Below are 17,561 nucleotides of genomic sequence, written 5' to 3' on the forward strand. Positions count from 1 at the left end.
GTTATCGCAGGCCACATTGCCGCAGCAGCGCGATGCCGAGCGGCCCGGTCGGATCGGCCTGGGCGAACTTGATGGTGAAGTGATTGGCGCCGTTCAGGCGCAGCAGATGCGCGGGCGTGCCGGCATCGCGACAGGCCTGATGAAAATCCACGCTCTGCGCCTGCCAGCCCGGCGGTTCGGCGTCGCCGACCGCGATCAGCACAGGGCAGGATAGCTTCGGCGCGAAGCGCATCACGCTGTTGCGCCGGGCCATGGCGTCGTCCAGCCGGATTTCGGCATTCACGCTGACATGCAGCACGGGTTCCAGCTCATAAACGCCGCTCACCAGGCCCAGCGACGCGATGGCCGGCTTGGGCGGCAGGTCGGCCGGCCAGGGGGCCGCGGCCAGCATGGCGGCCAGATGCGCGCCGGCGGAATGGCCGATCACATGGATCTTCGTCGCATCGGCGCCCCAGCCGGCGGCCTGCTGCGCCACATGAACCAGCGCCTCCTGCATCTGGCGCACGATGGCATCCAGCGACACCTTGGGGCAGAGGTCGTAATTCAGGTTCACCACCACCGCGCCGGCTTCCACGAAGGGCACGGCGGCGAAGGTCATGGTGTTTTTGTCCAACCCGCGCCAATAGCCGCCATGAATCAGCATCACCAGTGGCACGCCGGCCAGCGGCACGCCGGTTGCGTTGCCTTTCGGCCTGTGCAGGTCGTAGGTCTGCAGCGGGCCGGAGCCGTAGCGCAGGTCATACTCGCCGCCAAGGCTTTCGCGGGCCGCGGCCGAGCGTTCGACATAGGCGTTGAAATGCCGTTCGAAATCCGGCACCGAACAACGCGGATTGTAATGCGCCTCGATCTCGTCCCCGCCCAGGCGCCGCCAGTCGAAACTGCCCATCACATATCTCCATAGGTGCCGGCCACGCGGGCGCGCACCTTCAGCAGGGCCAGCACGGTATCGATGGTCGGCGTATCGATGCGCAGCTTCTGCGCCAGTTCGGCGATCACGCCGATCAGGGCGCCGATCTCCATCGGCCGGCCGGCCTCCAGATCCTGCAGCATCGAGGTCTTGTGCGGGCCGACCTTCTCGGCGGCGCCCATGCGCTGTTCGATGGTGAGCGGGAAGTCGATACCCAGCGCCTGGCCGACCTGCCGCGATTCTTCCATCATCTTGCCCAGCACCAGCCGGGCATCGGGATCCCGCGACAGTCCTTCCAGCGTGCCATGGGTCAGCACGCTGACCGGATTGTAGGACAGGTTGCCCCACAGCTTGGTCCAGATTTCCTGTCGGATATTGGGATGCACCGGTGCTTCGACGCCGGCTTCGGTCAGGATTCCGCTCAGGCGCTGCACGCGGTCTGACCTGCTGCCGTCGGGTTCGCCGATCGGCAGGCCGTTGCCGCTGGTGTGATGGATCACGCCGGGCGCCGCCACCGTGCCGGCCAGCCAGACCACGCTGCCAATGGCGCGCTGTGGCCCGATCAGGGTCCATTGCTTCGCGCCGGGATCGACGGATTCAAGCTGCGTGCCGTCCAGCGGGCCGCCCTGTTTGTGGAAATACCAGTAGGGTACCCCGTTCATCGCCGTCAGCAGGGCCGTGTCGGGGCCGAACAGCGGCAGCATGCGTTCTGCCATGGCGGGCACGGCTGGTGCCTTCAGACTCAGGATGACGAAATCCTGCGGTCCGGCTTCGGCCGGATTGTCCGTGCAGGCCGGATGCACGGTGAAGCTTGCGCCTTTGCTGTCGACGCGCAGGCCATGGTTGCGGATCGCGTCGCGATGGGCACCGCGGGCAATCAGCGTCACATCATGGCCGGCACGCGCCAGCAGGCCGCCCAGATAGCCACCGATGGCGCCGGCGCCGACGACAGCGATTTTCATTGCGCCTCCACATTCGGCTTGTTTTGCGCCATCCACTGGGCCAGCCGTTCGCGTTCTGCAGCCGTGGCCCAGAGGCCGCATTTGGTGCGGCGCCACAGCACATCGTCGGCCTCGCGCGCCCATTCATGGCGCATCAGGTAATCCACCTCGCGGGCATAGAGTCCGCCGCCGAAGGATTCGCCCAGATCGGCCATGCTTTTCGCGTCGCCCAGAATGACGCGCAGCGCGCTGCCATGGCGGTGCGCGATGCGGGTGAGCCAGGTGGGATCCAGTGCCGGATACTCGCGCCGCAGGCCGGCGATGAAATCGTCGAACGAGGCGGCATTGATCTCGCCGCCCGGCAGCGGTTTGCCGCCCGACCACGAGGGGCCGAGTTGCGGATAGAAGGGCGCGATCTTCTGCATCGCCTGTTCCGACAGCCGCCGATAGGTGGTGAGCTTGCCGCCATAAATGGACAGCAGCATCGGCTTGCCCGGATCGAGGTCCAGCACATAGTCGCGGGTGATCGCGGATGGATCGCTGTCGCCGTCGTCATAGAGCGGCCGGACACCGGCATAGGCCCACACGATCTGGTCGCGCGTCACCGGCTGCTGGAAATACTCGCTGGCCGCATTCAGCAGATAGTCGGTTTCCTCCGCGCTGATCTGCGGCGGACCGTCCAGCTTATCGAGCTGCACATCGGTGGTGCCGATCAGGGTGAAATCGCGCTCGTAGGGGATCGCGAAGATGATGCGGTTGTCGGCATTCTGGAAGATGTAGCAATGATCGCCGTCGAACAGCTTCTTCGTGACGATATGGCTGCCCTTGATCAGGCGCACGCCGTTTTTCGGCGTCTGGCTGAAGGCGCCGGTCAGCGTCTCGCGCACCCATGGCCCACCGGCATTGACGATGCCGCGCGCCGTAACGTCACGGCTGGCACCGGTATATTGATCGGTGAGCGTGACATGCCACAGATCGGCCTCGCGCTTCGCCGCCGTCACGGCCGTGCGCGTGAAGATCTGCGCGCCCATGCGGCGCGCATCCATGGCGTTCAGGACCACCAGGCGGGAATCGTCCACCCAGCAGTCGGAATATTCGAAGCCGCGCTTGAATTCGTCTTTCAGCGGCTTGCCGCGCGGATCGGATTTGTCGAGCGAGACGCCGATCGAGCCGGGCAGGGTCTGGCGGCCAGCCAGATGGTCGTAGAGGAACAGGCCGATGCGGATCATCCAGGCCGGACGCAGGCCGGGATGATGCGGCAGCACGAAGCGCAGCGGCCAGATGATATGCGGCGCCATTTTCATCAGCACTTCGCGCTCGCCCAGGGCCTCGCGCACCAGGCGGAACTCGTAATGCTCCAGATAGCGCAGGCCGCCATGGATCAGTTTGGTGGCGGCCGAGGAGGTGGCGCCGGCGAGGTCGCCGCGTTCGGCCAGCAGCACGGACAGGCCGCGGCCGGCCGCATCGCGCGCGATGCCCGTACCGTTCACGCCGCCGCCGATGACCAGAAGATCAACGGGTTCAGACTTCATGGGAGAAACGACCAACTAAGAGCGGAAAGGGCCGTTTATACGGTCACGCTCACCAGCTGCGCAAGGTCGAGGTCCAGCCGGCCGCGGCGCCCCAGACTCCGATAGGTCTGCAGGGCGCTGCCACGCGCGTCGCGCCCCGGCCCGGCTTCCGCATCCGTACCGGTCTGGGCCAGTTGCTGGGCGTGATAGGCGTTCAGTCCAAAAGCCGCGCGCCAGGCGCGGCGACGTTCCAGATGGGGCGGGATTTCGATGCTCTGGTCGGCCGGCTCGCCGCGGTCGGTGCGGCGGCGCAAGAGCTGCATGACGGCCGGCGCGTTGCCCGCGCGGGTTTTCTGCAGCGCGACACTGCCGATCTCGGCCTGGTTTTCGGTAGAAAATCCCGGATTTCCGGCATTCCGTTGCCGGCGCAAAGGCGAATCGGCCAGGGAATCGACCGTTCCAGCCGAAGGCTGGAGGATCGCGCCGATGCCGATGGTTGTAACCATGTTGCCCCGTGTTGCAGAGGCCGGACTCAAGCAGGGATTCGGTAAATGCCGGGTTAATCCCGAGGGGCAATCTGATCCGCAATGCGGCCCGGTGCCGGATTCAGGCCGACCGGTCCAGCCGGTAAATCTCGATGGGCGCCTGGCGGCCCTTCACCGCCAGGCGGCCGACCAGCGGCGGGGCCGGATCGAGCCCGGCCGATTCCACGGTCTCGGCGCTGGCCAATGCGATGAACTGCTCGGTCTCGCTCATATGGTCGCGGCCCAGCTGCTCCAGCCGTTGGGCCGAATTCACCGTGTCGCCGACCACGGTGTAGTTGATGCGGCCTGGCGCGCCGATATTGCCGATCACCACCGGGCCGGAATGCAGGCCGATGCGCAGGCGCAGCACCGGCTTGCCCAGCATCTGGCGACGGGCATTGTCAGCCGCCATCGCCTTGCAGATCGCCATGGCGGCACGGCAGGCGCGGGCGGCGTGATCGTCGTCGCGCTTGATCGCGCCCCAAACGGCCATCACCGCATCGCCGATGAATTTGTCGACCACGCCGCCCTCGTGCTCGATGCAGGCGGTGACGAGTTCGAAATGCTCGTTCAGGATGGCCGCGATCTCTTCCGCCTGCATCTGCTCCGACATGGCGGTGAAGCCGACCAGATCGGTGAACATCACGGTCACGTCGCGCTGTTTGCTGGCGCTGATCGCTTCCTCGCCCTCGCGCACCAGACGATTGACCAGTTTGCGCGGCACATAATTGCCGAACCAGTGCAGGGCGGCATTGGCGGCGTTGATGGCCTGGGCTGCGTCGTCCAGCTCGCGCAGGCGCGTGCGGTCCAGCGGCGGTGCGTCGAAATCCAGGTTGCGCAGGCGGTTGGCGGCTTCGCTGATCGCCAGCAGGGGACGGCGGATCAGGTGGGCGATGCGCCATGCCACCAGCAAAGAGAGGATCAGGCTCAGGATGCCCACGGCGGAAGCGACCTGCAGACGCCAGATTTCGGTCTCGACCTGGTCGAAGGCGAAATAGCGTCCGACGATCCAGGGCTTGTCGCCGTAATTGTCCAGGCGGCGATAGACGAAGATCCATTGCCGGCCCTCGGCGCTGACGATATGCGCGCCCTCGCTGCCCAGCATGGCGGCGGCCAGGCGGCGTTCGATCTTGCCGTCCCATATCTTGCGCAGCACCGGATCGTGGATGTCGTTCAGCATCGGCAGCGGCTTGTCGGCCGACACCGTGTATTGATGATTGAGCAGCGTGGGATGGGCCAGCACATGCTCGTCGTCATAGAGGATGAAATTCACCGCTTCGCCATCGATGCTGTCGGTCTCGATCAGGCGCGACAGCGAACCGAGCGAGAGCACGGCCAGCGCCTCGCCGACGAAGACGCCATCGATATTCACCGGCACATGGGCATTGATCATGGCCTGGCGGATTTCCGGGTTCCAGATCAGGTCGCCCCACTTGGCCTCGCGATTGCCGGTCTGATGCGCCATCAGGAACAGCCGGCGCACCGCCTCGCTGCGCGCGGCCGTGTCGGGGTATTCAATGATGTTGCTGTGGTAGGTGACCGTCGAGCCGCCGGGCAGGCGCACCGCGCGGGTGGCGATCAGATCGGTGCGCAGCAGGCCGATGGCATCCACCTGCGGCAGTCCATCCAGGGCCGCCACCATATAGTCGCTCAGGCGGCCGACGTCATTGAGACCGATCTGCTTGTTCTCCAGCCGTTTGGCCAGGGCATCGACATGATCGATGGCCGGATCGAGCCGCAGGCGGGTGCGCTCCACCAGGCGCGCCACGATGGTCTCGTTGCGCTCGCGCAGCAGGTCCACGGTGTTGAGGCGGCCGTTGAGCATGGCGATGCCGAAGGCAACCGCGGCCAGGAACATCAGCAGGCCGACGCCGAGCGTCAGGACAAGGGAGATCGACGGCCTTACGCGCAGCCGTTTTTCAGGCGTCATGGGAACAGGCAGTCCGGCCGTGGCCGTGTCACCCCTTGTTGCGGGCAAGAGCCTCGACCTGCTTGCGCAGCTCTTCCATCTGCTTCTTCAGCGTGTCGACTTCCGGCTTTTCGCCCGGAGCCGCCTTGTCGCCTGCCGCCTTGTCGGCGCCGCCTTCGGTCATGCCGGCGACGAAAGGGTTGAACATGGTCATGGCGCGCTGGAACATCGCCATGTTCTGGCGGCCCATTTCCTCGATGCTGCGGAAGGGGAACATCTCGCCGAAGGCTTCCGCCATATACTGGCGCATCTGTTCCTGGTTGCGCTGGAAGGAAGCCATCGAGACTTCCAGGTAGCTCGGCACCAGGGTCTGCAGGCTGTCGCCGTAGAAAGAAATCAGTCGACGGAGGAACCCGATGGGCAGCAATTGCTGCCCGCCCTTGGATTCCTCCTCGAAGATGATCTGGGTCAGCACCCCGCGGGTGATGTCCTCGCCGGTCTTGGCATCCTCGACGACGAAATCCTGGCCGTCCTTCACCATCTGGCACAGGTTTTCCAGGGTGACGTAGGAAGATGTCGCCGTGTTGTACAGCCGACGGTTCGCGTATTTCTTGATTTTCACGACTGGCGCTGCTGTCGTCTGGTCTGTTTCGGCCACGGTTACGCGCTCCCTAGCATCAGTTGCCGGGCATTTCACTCGGTATTGTATGCATGCGCAAGTCTCTTGTTGCGCTGCGAAAGGGTGGCTGGAATCCGCTGCTTCGGCTAGTCTGTCGCCATGGACGATCCCAAGGCGCCTCCCGGTTCGAACGATGCCCAGATCCTGGCGCAGAAGTTCCTCGACCTGTGGCAGGAGCAGGCCGGTTTGCTGGCCACCGATCCGAAACTGGCTGAACTGTCGGCAACCTGGTTGACCCTGTGGCAACAGGGCACCCAGGCGGCGAACGTGGCCGCCAGTCAGGCCGCGGCCGGGATGCCTGGGCAAGGAGGCGGAAATGCCGGAAAACCAGCCGCGTCAGTTTCACCGTCTGGGGCCGCGTCCGCTGCCGCTGCATCTGGCGACGGCCAACCTGATCTTGCTGAGCTCGCTCGCCGTCTGGCCGAGTGCGAGGCACGCCTCGCTGCCCTGGAATCCGCTGGTGCAGCCGCGCCTCGACGCGCTGCTGCCCGAGCTCGCAAACGTCGATCCGACTGATTTCGCCAATGCGCTGATGCGCGCCGGCATCGCGCGGCTCACCGCGATGACCGGGGCGATGCTGCGCTATCGCAGTCATGCCTGGCGGCGCGACCTGCCCGATCCGCCGGTGGCGTGGCGTGAGGGCGGCAGCCGACTGCTGGCCTATGCCGAAGCTGGCATTCCGGTTCTCATGGTGCCGTCGCTGGTCAATCGCGCCTATGTGCTGGACCTGGCCGAGGGGCAGAGTCTGGCGCGCTGGATGCCCAGTCATGGATTGCGGCCCTTCCTGATGGATTGGGGCGATCCGGGCGATGCCGAACAGCGTTTCGATCTGGCCGATTATATCGCCCGTATCGTGCGGGCCCTGCGCCATGTGCGGCAGCTCTGCGGCCAACCGCCGCTTCTGCTGGGCTATTGCATGGGCGGCAACCTGGCCCTGGCGGCGGCATTGCAATCGCCCGACGATGTGGCGGCCTTGGCGCTGCTGGCGACGCCGTGGGATTTCCATGCCGGCGGCGCCCATCACGCAGCCCTGGTGCAGGCCCTGGCGCCTGCCATCGTGCCGCCGCCCGCAAGCGATCCCGCCGCGCCGCCGCCGATGCTGGATGTGGATGTGCTGCAGGGGTTCTTCTGGGCGCTCGATCCGCTCACCGCGCTGAAGAAGTTCACGCTGTTCGGTGCCATGCCCGAGGGTGGCGAGAACGAGCGGCGCTTCATCGCCATGGAAGACTGGCTGAACGATGGCGTGCCGCTGGCCGGACGGGTGGCGCGCGAATGCCTGCTGGGCTGGTATGGCGAGAACACACCGCCGCGCGGCGCCTGGCAGGTCGGCGGCCGTGCCGTGCTGCCGCAGGACTGGCGCAAGCCGGCTCTGGTGGTGCTGCCCGAGCGCGACAAGCTGGTGCCCAAGGAAGGGGCTGCCGCTTTATTGGCGCAACTGCCGCAGGCCGACCGCCATGATGCCCCCAGCGGCCATATCGGCATGGTGGTGGGGCCGCGCGCCGAGGCGGGGCTGTGGCAGCCGCTGGCCGACTGGCTGACCGCCACGGGCCGGTGCATTCAGGACACGGAACAAACCGCCCTGCCGCAGCGTCGCCGCCGCCAGCCCGGTAAATCTGCGACCAAAGTGCAGGCCTGAAGCGCGTTTTGCATCGCGGCAAGCCTTGCCGCACCTGCGAAAAGCCCGCTATCGTCACCCATCCCGCGCGGCGGCGCCCTACAATGATCGCCGTGCAGTCTCGCCCGCAGTGATGTCCCAAGCTGGACGTGGAGGAACACCAATGACCGATATCGTCATCGCCGCCGCCGCCCGTACCCCGGTCGGTTCGTTCAACGGTTCGCTCAGCACGGTGCCGGCGCATTATCTCGGCCAGGTCGCCATCGATGGCGCGCTCAAGCGCGCGGGCGTCGCGCCGAAGGATGTCAGCGAAGTGATCATGGGCCAGATCCTGACGGCGGCGCAGGGCCAGAACCCGGCGCGCCAGGCCGCGATCAATGCCGGTCTGCCGGTGGAAGTGCCGGCCTGGGGCGTCAACATGCTGTGCGGCTCCGGCCTGCGCGCGGTGGCGCTGGGCTTTCAGGCGATCAAGAACGGCGACAGCAGCATCGTGGTTGCCGGCGGCCAGGAAAGCATGAGCCAGGCGCCGCATGCCGCCTATCTGCGCGCCGGCCACAAGATGGGTGACCTTGGTTTCATCGACACCATGATCCGCGACGGCCTGTGGGATGCCTTCAACGGCTATCACATGGGCAACACGGCGGAGAACGTCGCCAAGCAGTTCCAGATCACCCGTGATGCGCAGGACGAATTCGCGGTGAAGAGCCAGAACAAGGCCGAGGCGGCGCAGAAGGCCGGCAAGTTCAAGGATGAGATCGTTCCGGTCACCATCAAGGGCCGCAAGGGCGACACCATCGTCGATCAGGACGAATATATCCGCGCCGGTGCCACGCTGGACGCCATGAAGGGTCTGCGTCCCGCCTTTGCCAAGGATGGCTCGGTTACCGCCGGCAATGCTTCCGGCATCAACGACGGTGCCGCCGCCGTGGTGCTGATGAGCGCCGAGGAAGCCAAGAAGCGCGGCGTGAAGCCGCTGGCCCGCATCGTGTCGTGGGCGCAGTCGGGCGTCGATCCTTCGATCATGGGTACCGGCCCGATCCCGGCCTCGCGCGCGGCACTCGCCAAGGCGGGCTGGAAGCCGGGCGATCTCGATCTGGTGGAGGCCAACGAGGCTTTCGCCGCCCAGGCCTGCGCCGTGAACAAGGACATGGGCTGGGACACCGACAAGGTGAACGTGAATGGCGGCGCCATCGCGATCGGCCATCCGATCGGCGCTTCGGGCGCCCGCGTGCTGGTGACGCTGCTGTATGAAATGCAGCGCCGCGATGCCAAGAAGGGCCTTGCCACGTTGTGCATCGGCGGCGGCATGGGCATCGCGATGTGCGTGCAGCGCGACTGAACGACGCATTCGACCAAAGGCCGGGAGGGGGTATCCCGGCCTTTGCTGTATATCAATGCGGCGCGGCGCACATCTGACACCATAAAAGCCGTCCGCAGCGGTGGATCAAAAAAGTTCAACAGGAGGAATGTATCCATGTCCCGCGTAGCGATTGTCACCGGCGGCACCCGAGGGATCGGGGCTGCGATTTCCAAGCTGCTGCATCAGAACGGCTACAAGGTTGCCGCCAACTATGCCGGCAATTCCGAGCGCGCCAAGGCATTCGAGGCCGAGACCGGCATCAAGACCTATAAGTGGGATGTTGCCAGCTATGAGGATTGTGTCGCTGGCGTGAAGCAGGTCGAAAGCGATCTCGGTCCGATCGATATTGTGGTGAACAATGCCGGGATCACGCGCGATGGCACCCTGCAGAGGATGAGCCATGAGCAGTGGCAGGCGGTGATCGACACCAACCTGGGCGGCTGCTTCAATATGTGCCGCGCGGTGATCGACGGCATGCGCGAACGCGGTTTCGGCCGCATCGTCAATATCGGCTCGATCAACGGCCAGGCCGGCCAGTATGGCCAGGTGAATTATGCCGCCGCGAAATCGGGCATCCATGGCTTCACCAAGGCGCTGGCGCAGGAAGGCGCTGCCCGCGGCATCACCGTGAACGCCATCGCGCCCGGTTACATCGATACCGACATGGTCGCCGCCGTGCCGGCCAATGTGCTGGAAAAGATCGTCGCCAAGATTCCGGTCGGTCGCCTCGGCCGCGCCGAGGAGATCGCCCGCGGCGTGCAGTTCCTGGTCGCCGACGAAGCCGGCTTCATCACCGGCTCGACCTTAAGCATCAATGGCGGCCAGCATATGTATTGAGGCGGATTTCTGCCATTCTCCACAGACCCATCGCCGCCGGCCGGGCCATCCCGCCGGCGGCGAAATTTTTTGTGGCGCGAATCTGCCGTCCACAAATCCGCCATGATCGGCGCCCAGCGTGATGGCACAGCAGTCCAAGGAGGCTGTGCCATGATCCGTCCGCTCTTGCTTGCCGTTGCCGCTGTTGCCGGTTTTACCGTTGCCGTGCCGGCGGCCAAAGCCGACAGCTTTTCCTTCAGTTATTCGACCGGCGGCTGGCATGGGCGCCCGTGGTACGGTCCACCGCCGCGCCATCATCATCACCATGACTATTACCGCGGCTCTTACTGGGGGCCGCCGGCCTATCGCCCGCGCGTCGTTGTGGTGACGCCGCCGCCCGTGGCCTATTACGCGCCGCCGCCGCCGGTGATCTACGCGCCGGCTCCGTATGGCGGGCAGATTTCCGCCGTGCCGGCCTCGCCGGTCTACCAGACGACCAGCGGGCAGTATTGCCGTGAATACCAGGCCGGCGTCACCGTCGGCGGCGCACCGCAGCGAAGCTATGGCACCGCCTGCCTGATGCCCGACGGTTCCTGGCGGGTGGTGGACTAGGGATTAGCCGATATCCAGCACGATGCGGCCGTCCACCTTGCCGGCCTTCAGGTCGGCGAAGATGGCGTTGATGTCTTCCAGCCGTTTGTGATGGATATGCGCCTTCACCTTGCCTTCGGCGGCGAAGGCCAGCGCCTCGGCCAGGTCCTTGCGGCCACCGACGATGGAGCCGCGCAGGGTGATGCGTTTCAGCACCACGTCGAAGATCGGCGTCGGGAAATCGCCCGGCGGCAGGCCGACCAGGCTGATCGTGCCCTTGCGCCGCACCAGATTGAGCGATTGCGCGAAGGCCACCGGCGACACGGCCGTCACCAGCACGCCATGGGCGCCGCCGCCGGTGATCTTCGCCACCTGCTCGACCGCGTTGGCGGTGCGTGCATTCACCGTGGCATCGGCGCCGAGCGAACGCGCCAGCGCCAGTTTCTCGTCTGTCACGTCCAGCGCCACCACATGCAGGCCCATCGCCTTGGCATATTGCACGGCGACATGCCCCAGGCCGCCCAGGCCGGAAATGGCGATCCATTCGCCTGGCCGCGTCTCGGTTTCCTTGATGCCTTTATAGGTGGTGACACCGGCGCACAGGATCGGTGCCAGCGCGGCGAAATCGGGATTGTCCGGCAGGCGGCCGACATAATCGGCATGGCCGACGGCGTATTCGGCGAAGCTGCCATCCACGCCATAACCACTGTTATGCTGGGATTCGCACAGCGTCTCCCAGCCGGTGATGCAATGTTCGCAATGGCCGCAGGCATCATGCAGCCAGGCCACGCCCACCGCATCGCCTTCCTTCAGGCCGGTCACGCCCGGGCCCAGTGCCGCGACGATGCCTGCGCCTTCGTGGCCGGGGATGAACGGCAGTTTCGGTTTCACCGGCCAGTCGCCGTCGGCGGCATGCAGGTCGGTATGGCAGACGCCGCTGGCCTTGATCCTGACCAGCACTTCGCCTGGCCCGGGTTTGGGCACCGGCACCTGCTCGATGCTCAGCGGTTTGCCGAATTCCCGCACCACTGCGGCTTTCATCGTCTGCGCCATGATCGTGTCTCCTTGTCCGGAATGCAGGCAGGATAGACGATGCGGCGGGAAGCACCTTGAGACAGATCAATCGCGCGGCATGCGCCACAGATCGTCGAGCCAGTCCAGCACCACGGCGGCCGACAGCGCGAGATTGCCGAACTGGCAGTGATCGCCCGCGCCCTCGTCGTCATGGAACTGTCGCAGCGTGACGGGCCCGCCCACCTGCGCGGCGAATGCTTTCGCCTGCCGTTCCACTTCCGCGCCTTCGCCTTCGCCATAGAGCGCGAGCGAAGGCTGCATGATGGCCGCTGGCTGCATGACTTTGAAGTCACCCAGGCGCTGCAGGAAGCCGGCGAAGGTGTCGGTGCCAAACCGCAGGCAGGATGTGCGCAGGCCGTGCTTGAGCAGCGGCGGCAGCGCCGTATCCGGCACCTCGTCGATCTCATCCACTTTGATATCAGGTGGATCGGCGCACAGCGCGGGGCCGATGAAGGCGGTCATGTAGGCCTGCAGATCGAGGATCGGGCTGTTGGCGATCAGGGCATGGCAGGGAGCGCCTGCCGCCATTGCCTGGCTGGCGAAGTAGCCGCCGAAACTGATGCCGTACAGTGCGCTGCGCCGCAGGTCGATGCTGCGGCGGCCTTTCACCGCGTCGATGAAGGCATGCACGACCGGCGCGTAATCGGGGATGAAAACCGAATGCGGGTTTTCCCGCCGCGTGCCGGCCTGGCCCGGTCCCTCGATCAGCAGGCAGGCATAGCCGCGCAGGCGCGCCGCCGCCGCGATTTCGAAGTATAGCTCCTCCGTGCTGCCGTCGAAGCCGCTCAGCGCCACGATCAGCGGGGCGGGTTGACCGTTTGCCTGCGCGGGCGGCAACAGGTAGCCGGTCAGGCTTTCGCCGTTCAGTCTCACGATTATGGTCTCGCAGGCGATGCCCAGCAGTTCCATGGCGGCCTGGAACACGATGCGCGATTTGCGGCCCAAAGCTGCGGCCTGTTCCGGCCTTGCGTAATATTCCGCCGCCCGCCAGTACATGCTGGCGCGTAAGGCGGCTTCGCCACGCAAGGCATCGCTGCCGGCTTTCGGGGCTTCCACCTGCGCGGCCAGGGCGTTGAAGGCCGCCACCCAGCTGGCCGGATCGCCATCGGCGATCGCGGCGCGGGCGCGGGCGATTTCGCCCACCGATCCGCCGCCGAAGGCCACCGCACCCAGCGAACGCATCAGTTGGAAATCCATCTCGGCATTGTCGAAGGCGGCGAGCCTTATGGCGCCCCGCGAAAGCTGCGGCTCGGTCATGGTGTTTTTTTCTGCGAGAATCCCCTGCGGCTACTCTTCCAGAAAAGATTGACCCGCGTCAATCCACACCCGGCTGTGTTCCGATAGGATGCCGCCATTGGCAGAATGAAGATAAGGACCGGGTTTTCGATGGACATGATCGCACAGCCGACACGGCATCTGTTCTTTACCGGCAAGGGCGGCGTGGGAAAGACCAGCCTGGCCTGTGCGGTTGCGCTTGCGCTGGCTGATCAGGGCCGGTCTGTGCTGCTGGTCAGCACAGACCCGGCCTCCAATCTGGATGAAATGCTGGGCACGCCGCTGGGCAACCAGCCGCGCCCCGTTGCCGGTGCGCCGGGCCTGTCGGCAATGAATATCGATCCCGGGGCGGCGGCCGAAGCCTATCGCGGCCGGGTACTGCAACAGATGGATGCCCAGGCCAGCGAGGCCGAGCGGGCCACGGTCCGCGAGCAGCTCTCGGGCGCCTGCACCACCGAAATTGCCGCGTTCGACGAATTCGTGAGTCTGCTGGCCGACAGCGACGGCCGTTTCGATCATATCCTGTTCGACACCGCCCCCACGGGCCACACCCTGCGCCTGCTCAGCCTGCCCAAGGCCTGGACCGGCTTCCTGAAGGACAATGACCGTGGTGCCTCCTGCCTCGGTCCGCATTCGGGGCTTAAAATGCAGGAGGCGCGTTTCCAGGCTGCACTCGCGGCGCTGGGCGATCCGTCCCGCACCACCATTGTGCTTGTCACCCGACCCGACCGCAGCGCCATCCGCGAGGCGGCGCGTACCAGCGCGGAGCTGCATGCGCTTGGCCTCGACAACCAGCGCCTCGCCATCAATGGCGTGCTCACTGCCGCCGATCCCCGCGATGCCGTGGCCCGCTCGTTTGAATCCCTTGCCCGGGCGGCGCTGGCCGATCTGCCGGATGCACTGAAGACGCTGCCGCAGGATCGAATCCCGCTACGCGCGTTCGACATGGTTGGCCTGACGGCCTTGCGCGCGCTGCTGCACCCTGGTCCTGAGAAAATCCCGCCAGCCGCGACGGTTGCGCCGGCAGCAATGCCGGATCTGCCTGGGCTGGGGAAACTGGTTGACGATCTGGCGGCTGCCGGTCGCGGCCTGATCATGGTGATGGGCAAAGGCGGCGTGGGCAAAACGACGATCGCCGCAGCCCTGGCCGTCGGCCTGGTCCAGCGCGGTCACAGCGTGCATCTCAGCACCACGGACCCCGCCGCGCATGTCGCAGCCACACTTGGCGCCGCGCTGGATAATCTTCGCGTCGACCGGATCGATCCAAAGGAAGAAACGCGCCGATACATCGAGAAGATCATGGCGGCGCGCGGCGCCGACCTGGACGCGGAAGGTCGCGCGCTGCTGCGCGAAGATCTCGAATCGCCCTGCACTGAGGAGGTGGCAGTGTTCCACGCCTTCTCGCGCATCGTTGCCGAGGCCCGCAGCGCGTTCGTGGTGCTGGATACCGCGCCGACCGGGCATACTCTGCTGCTGATGGATGCGACCGGCGCCTATCATCGCCAGATGACCCGCGACATGCCAACGGCCCAGGGCCGCATTCTCACGCCGCTGATGCGACTGCAGGATGCCGATTATTCGAGGATCATTCTGGTGACGCTGCCCGAAACCACGCCGGTTTCCGAGGCCGCGGCCTTGCAGGAGGATCTGCGCCGCGCGGGGATCGAGCCGTATGGCTGGGTGATCAATCGCAGCCTGCTTGGCAGTGGCACGCAGGATCCGCTGCTGAGGGCGAGACTGAAGGGGGAACTGGTGCAGATCGCCCGCGTCAGGGACGGCCTCGCCCGCCGGGCCTACCTGCTGCCCTGGCAACCCGAACCGCCGGTCGGCATTGCCGCCCTGGGCCGGATCGCAGAGCGTTAGCGGTGGCCGCACCGAGACGTGGCTGTGCCCCGGGTCACGAACCGGCCGAATGGGCTTTATGACCCGGCAGGCTGCGTATAGGCTGGCAGGGTTTCAGAGATGCAGCCATGACCAACCAGACCGCAGATATCCGTCGCAAGCTCACCACGATCTTCTGTGCCGACGTACAGGGCTACAGCGCGCTGGTCGAGCGCGACGAAGTCGGCACCGTCACGCGCCTGAAGCAGTATCGCGAGATCATGACCGATCTGATCAACCGCCATCATGGCCGGCTGATCAATACCTGGGGCGACGGGCTGGTGGCGGAATTCGGCTCTCCGGTCGAAGCCGTTTTCTGTGCCGTTGAAACGCAGCGTCGCCTGGCCACCCGCAACGCGGAAGAGCCGACCATGCCGCCGATGCAGTTCCGCATCGGCATCAATCTGGGCGATGTGATGCTGGACGGCAACGACATCTATGGCGAAGGCGTGAATGTCGCGGCCCGGCTGGAATCGCTGGCCGAACCCGGTGGTATCTGTATTTCCGGTGCCGTGTTCGAGCAGGTGCGCAAGAAGCTGGATATCGGTTTCGACTTTCTCGGCGACCGCGAGATCAAGAATATCGCCGAACCGGTTTCGGCCTATCGCGTGCTGCTGGGCGGCATTGCCGGTGCGACGACGCCTCATCACACTCACGATGCGGCCGAGCGGCCGATGCCGGCCAAACATGAGGCCGAGGCCGCGTTTGCCAAATGGCGGCAGCATGCCTGGCGCCTGGGTGTTCTGACGGTTTTCCTGCTGGTCATCAACCTGCTGACCAGCCCGACGCACCTATGGTTCTACTGGCCGATGCTGGGCTTCGCGATGTTTTTGCTGATGCGCTTTCCGACCGGCATAGACCCGCGCCGGCTGTGGCCGAAGCGGCACGATCCGTAACCGGCTTTTCGGAAAGTTGGCTGGGGCGGGAGGATTCGAACCTCCGCATGGCGGTACCAAAAACCGCTGCCTTACCGCTTGGCGACGCCCCAGCAGGCTCCACTGCCGCAGCAGCGGGCGGGCCGGACAATAGTCGGAGCGCGCCGGCATTTCCAGTCTCAGGCCGGGGCCATAGAGGGCGGTTTTCAGGGCATCTGGCTGACGATTTTCCAGGCTCCGTCGGGTTGGCGACAGGCCGTGCCATAGCTGGGCTGCGGCTGACCATTCACCAGCATTGTGGTCTGGAATTCACGGCAATAGGCCGTGCTGGTTGTCGCAGCCGCGGCTGGCGCCTGCTGCGGCACCACGACGACAGGGGCCGGAGCCGGCGGCGTCGGCTCGACAACCACGACGGCGGAGTGCCGTGGTGGCGGCCGGTGATGAGGAGGATGAGGGTGCGGCGGCGGGCCGTCGAACACGCCCAGCAGATAGGTTTCCGCCCGCGCCCCATGCGGCAGGATCAGCAGGGTGACGGCCAGGGCGGCCAGCAGCAGGGCGAGCAGGATCGGACGCAGGATTGTCATGGCAGGCGGCACGGCAAGGGATGGGCGGGACATGCCGTTTTATACGGCGCGACTGCTTATACGGCACGACTGGGCCGCATCCTGCGCAGATTTATGTAACGGTCTGTGTCAGGCGCTTAGATCAGCCCGCCGCCGTGGCGGCCACCCACCATTTCGGATAGGCCCGGGCCAGATTGCGCGCGGCGAAGGTCGCTTCGCGTTCGGCCGCGAACAGGCCAAAGCAGGTGGCGCCCGAACCCGACAGCCGCGCCAGCAGGCAGCCGCTCTGGGCTTTCAGCGCGGCCAGCACGGGGTCGATCTCCGGCGCCAGGAACCGCGCGGGCGCTTCCAGGTCGTTGCGCCGCGCGCGTAGCAGGATGGCAAGATCGGCGGCGCTGTCGGGCCGGCGCTCGAAGGGCTGCGGCGGGGTGAACTGGCCGTTCAGCGCGGCGAACACGTCCTTGGTCGCCAGTGCCACGCCGGGATTGGCCAGCACCAGCCAGAAGGCGGGCAGGGGCGGCAGGGGGTGCAATGTCTCGCCGATGCCGCTCATCATCGTGGCGCGGCCGAACAGGCAGACCGGCACATCGGCGCCCAATTTCAGTGCGGCACGGCTTAAGGTCTCATCGTCGATCTCAATGCCCCACAACGCGCGCAGGCAATGCAAGGCCGCGGCGGCATCGGCCGAACCGCCGCCGATGCCCGATGCCACCGGCAGGGTTTTGGTCAGGGTCAGCGTGGCGCCGCGTTCAGGGCCGGTCTTCAGGTTCATCGGTTGCAGCAGATGCGCCGCCTGGAGCACCAGATTGTCTTCGCCAGCGCTCAAGTCGCCGCCCTGCGGGCCGCCGATATGCAGGCTTAAGGCTTCGGCCGGGGCAACGGAAACGCGGTCGCTGGCTTCCGGCGCCTGGGCAAACACCACCAGGCTTTCGAGTTCATGATAGCCGCCATGTTCAGCGCCGGCTGGCCGACGGCCCGTGACATGCAGGAACAGGTTGATCTTGGCCGGTGCCAGCCGGCTGAGGCCATCGGCCATGACG

General features: G+C 65.9%; 16 protein-coding genes and 1 tRNA gene. 6 read left to right on the forward strand and 11 right to left on the reverse strand.

Annotation, left to right across the window (positions count from 1 at the left end; genetic code table 11):
- Position 1: 1 nt before the first annotated feature.
- From ACE3OO_RS14715 to phaR, 6 genes are all read right to left on the reverse strand, one after another.
- Positions 2-886, reverse strand: coding sequence for an alpha/beta hydrolase (locus ACE3OO_RS14715; protein ID WP_374304159.1), 885 nt, complete (start codon positions 884-886; stop codon positions 2-4).
- Positions 886-1,869 (reverse strand): 2-dehydropantoate 2-reductase, encoded by a 984-nt coding sequence (locus ACE3OO_RS14720; protein WP_374304160.1) that lies wholly within the window; start codon positions 1,867-1,869, stop codon positions 886-888. The genes ACE3OO_RS14715 and ACE3OO_RS14720 overlap by 1 nt, the downstream gene beginning before the upstream one ends.
- Positions 1,866-3,380, reverse strand: a complete 1,515-nt coding sequence (gene glpD, locus ACE3OO_RS14725; protein WP_374304162.1) for a glycerol-3-phosphate dehydrogenase — start codon at positions 3,378-3,380, stop codon at positions 1,866-1,868. The genes ACE3OO_RS14720 and glpD overlap by 4 nt, the downstream gene beginning before the upstream one ends.
- A gap of 35 nt (positions 3,381-3,415) precedes the next feature.
- Positions 3,416-3,865: a hypothetical protein gene (locus ACE3OO_RS14730; protein WP_374304163.1), complete on the reverse strand. Its 450-nt coding sequence runs from the start codon at positions 3,863-3,865 to the stop codon at positions 3,416-3,418.
- A gap of 100 nt (positions 3,866-3,965) precedes the next feature.
- Positions 3,966-5,813: an adenylate/guanylate cyclase domain-containing protein gene (locus ACE3OO_RS14735; RefSeq protein ID WP_374304164.1), complete on the reverse strand. Its 1,848-nt coding sequence runs from the start codon at positions 5,811-5,813 to the stop codon at positions 3,966-3,968.
- A gap of 28 nt (positions 5,814-5,841) precedes the next feature.
- The gene (gene phaR / locus ACE3OO_RS14740; RefSeq protein WP_374304165.1) at positions 5,842-6,450 is read right to left on the reverse strand and encodes a polyhydroxyalkanoate synthesis repressor PhaR; all 609 of its coding nucleotides are present in this window, start codon (positions 6,448-6,450) and stop codon (positions 5,842-5,844) included.
- 337 nt (positions 6,451-6,787) lie between these two features.
- Between phaR and ACE3OO_RS14745 the strand changes: the two genes are divergently transcribed.
- The 4 genes from ACE3OO_RS14745 (at position 6,788) to ACE3OO_RS14760 (ending at position 10,874) form a co-directional block, all read left to right on the forward strand.
- Positions 6,788-8,107, forward strand: coding sequence for an alpha/beta fold hydrolase (locus ACE3OO_RS14745; protein ID WP_374304166.1), 1,320 nt, complete (start codon positions 6,788-6,790; stop codon positions 8,105-8,107).
- Between the two features lie 142 nt (positions 8,108-8,249).
- Positions 8,250-9,425 (forward strand): acetyl-CoA C-acetyltransferase, encoded by a 1,176-nt coding sequence (locus tag ACE3OO_RS14750; RefSeq protein WP_374304168.1) that lies wholly within the window; start codon positions 8,250-8,252, stop codon positions 9,423-9,425.
- A 135-nt stretch (positions 9,426-9,560) separates the two neighbouring features.
- Positions 9,561-10,283: an acetoacetyl-CoA reductase gene (gene phbB, locus ACE3OO_RS14755; protein WP_374304169.1), complete on the forward strand. Its 723-nt coding sequence runs from the start codon at positions 9,561-9,563 to the stop codon at positions 10,281-10,283.
- 150 nt (positions 10,284-10,433) lie between these two features.
- Positions 10,434-10,874 (forward strand): hypothetical protein, encoded by a 441-nt coding sequence (locus ACE3OO_RS14760; RefSeq protein WP_374304171.1) that lies wholly within the window; start codon positions 10,434-10,436, stop codon positions 10,872-10,874.
- Between the two features lie 3 nt (positions 10,875-10,877).
- Here the strand turns inward: ACE3OO_RS14760 and adhP are convergent, their stop codons facing one another.
- Both adhP and ACE3OO_RS14770 read right to left on the reverse strand, forming a co-directional pair.
- The gene (adhP, locus tag ACE3OO_RS14765; protein WP_374304172.1) at positions 10,878-11,906 is read right to left on the reverse strand and encodes an alcohol dehydrogenase AdhP; all 1,029 of its coding nucleotides are present in this window, start codon (positions 11,904-11,906) and stop codon (positions 10,878-10,880) included.
- A 66-nt stretch (positions 11,907-11,972) separates the two neighbouring features.
- On the reverse strand, positions 11,973-13,184 hold the full coding sequence (locus ACE3OO_RS14770; protein ID WP_374304173.1) for an alpha/beta hydrolase family protein: 1,212 nt from the start codon (positions 13,182-13,184) through the stop codon (positions 11,973-11,975).
- Between the two features lie 129 nt (positions 13,185-13,313).
- Here ACE3OO_RS14770 and arsA point away from each other — a divergent pair, with 129 nt between their 5' ends.
- Positions 13,314-15,065 (forward strand): arsenical pump-driving ATPase, encoded by a 1,752-nt coding sequence (gene arsA / locus ACE3OO_RS14775; protein WP_374304174.1) that lies wholly within the window; start codon positions 13,314-13,316, stop codon positions 15,063-15,065.
- A gap of 107 nt (positions 15,066-15,172) precedes the next feature.
- A complete protein-coding gene (locus ACE3OO_RS14780) occupies positions 15,173-15,979 on the forward strand; it encodes an adenylate/guanylate cyclase domain-containing protein (protein ID WP_374304175.1) in 807 nt (268 codons plus the stop codon).
- 17 nt (positions 15,980-15,996) lie between these two features.
- Here the strand turns inward: ACE3OO_RS14780 and ACE3OO_RS14785 are convergent.
- From ACE3OO_RS14785 to ACE3OO_RS14795, 3 genes are all read right to left on the reverse strand, one after another.
- Positions 15,997-16,071 (reverse strand) — tRNA-Gln (locus ACE3OO_RS14785).
- A gap of 93 nt (positions 16,072-16,164) precedes the next feature.
- Entirely contained in the window at positions 16,165-16,575 is a 411-nt protein-coding gene (locus ACE3OO_RS14790; protein WP_374304176.1) for a hypothetical protein, read from the reverse strand.
- Between the two features lie 88 nt (positions 16,576-16,663).
- Complete coding sequence (locus ACE3OO_RS14795; RefSeq protein WP_374304178.1) at positions 16,664-17,557, reverse strand: 4-(cytidine 5'-diphospho)-2-C-methyl-D-erythritol kinase; 894 nt, start codon at positions 17,555-17,557, stop codon at positions 16,664-16,666.
- Positions 17,558-17,561 lie beyond the last annotated feature (4 nt).

Source organism: Ferrovibrio sp., assembly GCF_041906005.1.
In the GTDB taxonomy this organism is placed as follows: Bacteria; Pseudomonadota; Alphaproteobacteria; order Ferrovibrionales; family Ferrovibrionaceae; genus Ferrovibrio.

What these genes read in the sequence shown, in the direction of transcription:
- ACE3OO_RS14715 (WP_374304159.1), bottom strand. Translation starts at nt 886, where the DNA reads ATGGGCAGTTTCGACTGGCGGCGCCTGGGCGGGGACGAGATCGAGGCG.
- ACE3OO_RS14720 (WP_374304160.1), bottom strand. Translation starts at nt 1,869, where the DNA reads ATGAAAATCGCTGTCGTCGGCGCCGGCGCCATCGGTGGCTATCTGGGC.
- glpD (WP_374304162.1), bottom strand. Translation starts at nt 3,380, where the DNA reads ATGAAGTCTGAACCCGTTGATCTTCTGGTCATCGGCGGCGGCGTGAAC.
- ACE3OO_RS14730 (WP_374304163.1), bottom strand. Translation starts at nt 3,865, where the DNA reads ATGGTTACAACCATCGGCATCGGCGCGATCCTCCAGCCTTCGGCTGGA.
- ACE3OO_RS14735 (WP_374304164.1), bottom strand. Translation starts at nt 5,813, where the DNA reads ATGACGCCTGAAAAACGGCTGCGCGTAAGGCCGTCGATCTCCCTTGTC.
- ACE3OO_RS14745 (WP_374304166.1), top strand. Translation starts at nt 6,788, where the DNA reads ATGCCGGAAAACCAGCCGCGTCAGTTTCACCGTCTGGGGCCGCGTCCG.
- ACE3OO_RS14750 (WP_374304168.1), top strand. Translation starts at nt 8,250, where the DNA reads ATGACCGATATCGTCATCGCCGCCGCCGCCCGTACCCCGGTCGGTTCG.
- phbB (WP_374304169.1), top strand. Translation starts at nt 9,561, where the DNA reads ATGTCCCGCGTAGCGATTGTCACCGGCGGCACCCGAGGGATCGGGGCT.
- ACE3OO_RS14760 (WP_374304171.1), top strand. Translation starts at nt 10,434, where the DNA reads ATGATCCGTCCGCTCTTGCTTGCCGTTGCCGCTGTTGCCGGTTTTACC.
- adhP (WP_374304172.1), bottom strand. Translation starts at nt 11,906, where the DNA reads ATGGCGCAGACGATGAAAGCCGCAGTGGTGCGGGAATTCGGCAAACCG.
- ACE3OO_RS14770 (WP_374304173.1), bottom strand. Translation starts at nt 13,184, where the DNA reads ATGACCGAGCCGCAGCTTTCGCGGGGCGCCATAAGGCTCGCCGCCTTC.
- arsA (WP_374304174.1), top strand. Translation starts at nt 13,314, where the DNA reads ATGGACATGATCGCACAGCCGACACGGCATCTGTTCTTTACCGGCAAG.
- ACE3OO_RS14780 (WP_374304175.1), top strand. Translation starts at nt 15,173, where the DNA reads ATGACCAACCAGACCGCAGATATCCGTCGCAAGCTCACCACGATCTTC.
- ACE3OO_RS14790 (WP_374304176.1), bottom strand. Translation starts at nt 16,575, where the DNA reads ATGTCCCGCCCATCCCTTGCCGTGCCGCCTGCCATGACAATCCTGCGT.
- ACE3OO_RS14795 (WP_374304178.1), bottom strand. Translation starts at nt 17,557, where the DNA reads ATGGCCGATGGCCTCAGCCGGCTGGCACCGGCCAAGATCAACCTGTTC.